The sequence below is a fragment of the Limisphaerales bacterium genome, from assembly GCA_014382585.1.
Lineage (GTDB): Bacteria > Verrucomicrobiota > Verrucomicrobiia > Limisphaerales > UBA1100 > JACNJL01.
This window is the reverse complement of the sequence record JACNJL010000004.1, coordinates 1-3,051: the sequence shown is the minus strand read 5'-3', so window position 1 is coordinate 3,051 and position 3,051 is coordinate 1. Positions and strand designations below refer to the sequence as shown.

The window sequence follows — 3,051 nt, the reverse complement described above, 5'->3', positions numbered from 1 at the left end:
ACGCGTGCGGTCACGGTGCAGATTCCGTTCTGGGAAGGCTTCAAGGAGCCGGACCTCACCGGTAACTACCACGACCTTTCTCACCACGGCCAGAAGCCGGAGAAGATCAACAAGTTGCTCATGCTGGAGCACGCCATCCTCAAGCGGATCAATGCCTCGCTCAGCACCATGAAGGACCGCACCGTAGGCAACAGCTCGTTGTTCGATCAGACGACCACGCTGATCACCGCTTCCATGGGCAGCGCGAACTCTCACAATTTCGACGACCTGCCGGCCTTGGTGTTGGACAGCCGTATGAAGACCGCCGGCCATTGGCAAAAGAGGGACGTGCCGATGAGTAACCTGTATCTCGGCTTGCTCCAACTATTCGGGGCCGAACAGGGCCGTTTCGGAGAAAGCACCGGAGCGTTCGAGGTGTTGTCATAATGCGTCTGCCTTGCGCAATGCTGTGGGTGAGTTTTCTCCTGTCGGTGACTCTCCGCGCGGAACCCAAGCTGGAGCAATTCTTCGCGCAAAACTGCGTCAAGTGCCACGGCCCTGAAAAACAAAAGGGGAAGGTGCGACTTGACCAGCCCGTTGACGCCCTGTTCGCCGATGAGGAGTTACTGGAGACCCTTGCTGCCGTGCTGGAGGCTGGTGAAATGCCGCCCGAAAAGGCGCCGCAGCCCAAGGCCGCCGCAGTCGCTGAGGTCGTGCAGCTGCTCCAGAAACACATCCTCACCCAGCGCCCGGCTAATCCTCTTAAGCGACTCACTCGTGCTGAGTACACCAACACGATCCGTGATCTTTTCGGCGTGGATTTTGATTTCACGGGCTTACTGCCACCCGATCACGTGGAACACGGCTTCGATAAGTTTGGTGAAGCTCACCTGATGTCGCCCCATCAAGTCATGGCTTACCTCAAGACCGCGCGTTTCATCGCCGAGCGCGTGTTGCCGGATGCCCAGCCGAGAGCGAGGTCATGGGAATTCGATGCGCGACATTTTCATGGCAGCAAAAACTTTGCGACTGGCGGTGGGGGGGATTACCGCGATGGGGACGACTATGTGATCACGGGCTTTCGACCCTACCGCAGTAATCTGCATTTCTCCATCGATCCGGAGAGCCATGACCAGTTTGTGATTCCCGCCTTTGGGGTGTACCGGCTTGAAGTGAAGGCGCATTCTGAAAAATCCAAGGAAGGCGAGGTCATCGGAATCAACCTGGGGGACGGGCGTCATCCGACCAGCTTTCAGATGATCCGCCGAATCCCCATGCCGCATGGCTCGAAAGGATTTACGACCGAGCTCACCCTAAAAGCGGGCGACATGTTGGCCTTCACCTTCGACAGCGCCCGTGTGCCGGGTAGGAGTCTTGCAAAACAACCACACAAGGGGCCCGCCATGCGCTTCTCCTATATGAAGGTGACTGGCCCATTGACGGAGCAATGGCCGACCGCCGCGATGAAGGCCATCCTCCCTCGGCCGAACCTGAAGCCGGGTGAGCTGGTCGATCACATTGCGTTGTTGCTCACGCAGCGGCCGCTTTCGGAGGGGGACCGTCAGGCGTTTGTAGAAATCGCGCGAGGCATGGAAAAGTCCGGCGCCTCGATGACCGCCACCGCCCGCAGCGTGCTGATCGCGCTGCTGACCTCGCCGCACTTTATCTACAAGGCCGAATCGCCTGAGTTGACCGAGGTGGAACGAGCCTACCGGCTATCGTATTTCCTCTGGAACTCCGTCCCGGACTCCGCGTTGCTCGCCGCCGCCAAATCCGGCGCCCTAGCCAAGGATCCCTCGGCGCAGGTGGAGCGGCTGTTGACGGCTCCTAAGGCCGGCCGTTTCATTGACGACTTCACCCGACAATGGTTGCAGCGCGACAAGGTGGACGACTTTGGTCCGGACGTCCGCGTGTTTAAGGACGTGCGCCGTATGACGGTCGATTCCATGGGGCGCGAAGGCCGTGAACTTTTTCGCCATCTACTGGAGAAGAACCTGAGCATGGAACACTTCATTGACTCGGATTTCGTGATGGCCAATGACCGCTTGGCCCGCTTCTACGGTTTGCCCGCAGTCAAAGGGGATGCCTTCGTGCCGGTGAAGCTCCCCGAGAATAGCGAGCGGGGAGGGCTCATTGCCCAGGCCGGTTTCCTGAAGCTTACTTCCACAGATTTCGCTACGTCACCGATTCATAGAGGCGCGTGGATTCTCAAGAATCTTTACAACGAGCGCATCGAACCGCCTGCTGATATATTGATCAACGAGCCGGACATTCGCGGCACCACCACTATCCGCGAGGCCATTCTCAAGCATCAGGAACTCGAGAGCTGCTCCCGTTGTCATTCGAAGATCGATCCCTTGGGATTCGCCCTTGAATTCTACGATCCCGTTGGCCGCAAGCGCAGCGAATATCGTCACGTCGATGAATTGCCGGTCGAGCGGGAGAGCACCACGTTCACAAAGAAACTCAAATTTACCAACGCTCCGATTGAGGCCACGATGAAACTCCCCAACGGCCGCGAAGTGCGCGACCTGCCCACGCTCAAGGCCGCGCTGATGGCCGACAAGGAGCGCCTCCTCAAAGGGATCATTGGCAAACTCATCAGCTACGCCCATGGCCGCGAAGTCACCCGCGCAGATCGCCCGTACATTGACGCCGTGTTCCAGGCCGCCGCCAATCAGGATTACTCGCTGCGCGCCGCCATCCACGCCCTCATCGCGCATCCGGAGTTTGGCCGGAAATAAGATTTCTTTTGTAACCAGAATCAAATTTCACACTCTACGGAGTGAATGAATAGGGCTCATCCCGGTCGCCAATCTTCGATATGATCCCAATAAACGACCCATCTCAACTCGCTAAGTTGGGGAAAGGGAACCAGAAATGAAAAAATACTGTATTCCGATTTTAGTTTTATGCTTAGCCCCTATTGCTGCCTCCCAGCCGGTCGAGAAGGGGGGCAAAGGAAAAAAGGGGGGCAATGCTGGACGTAACAACTGGAACCAAAGCGAATATTCCGGAACGCGCACTGCCAAGGACGTGAGCATGGCGATGTATTCCAAAGGCTTCGCGTGG

The 3,051-nt window shown here is 57.6% G+C and carries 2 protein-coding genes; both read left to right on the top strand.

Features of this window, described 5'->3' with window-relative positions:
* Positions 1–426: hypothetical protein (locus H8E27_00030; protein MBC8324007.1), on the top strand; the 426-nt coding region annotated here is incomplete at its 5' end.
* A complete protein-coding gene (locus H8E27_00025; GenBank protein MBC8324006.1) occupies positions 426–2,723 on the top strand; it encodes a DUF1592 domain-containing protein in 2,298 nt (765 codons plus the stop codon). The genes H8E27_00030 and H8E27_00025, both read left to right, overlap by 1 nt.
* Positions 2,724–3,051 lie beyond the last annotated feature (328 nt).

What these genes read in the sequence shown, in the direction of transcription:
- H8E27_00025 (MBC8324006.1), top strand. Translation starts at nt 426, where the DNA reads ATGCGTCTGCCTTGCGCAATGCTGTGGGTGAGTTTTCTCCTGTCGGTG.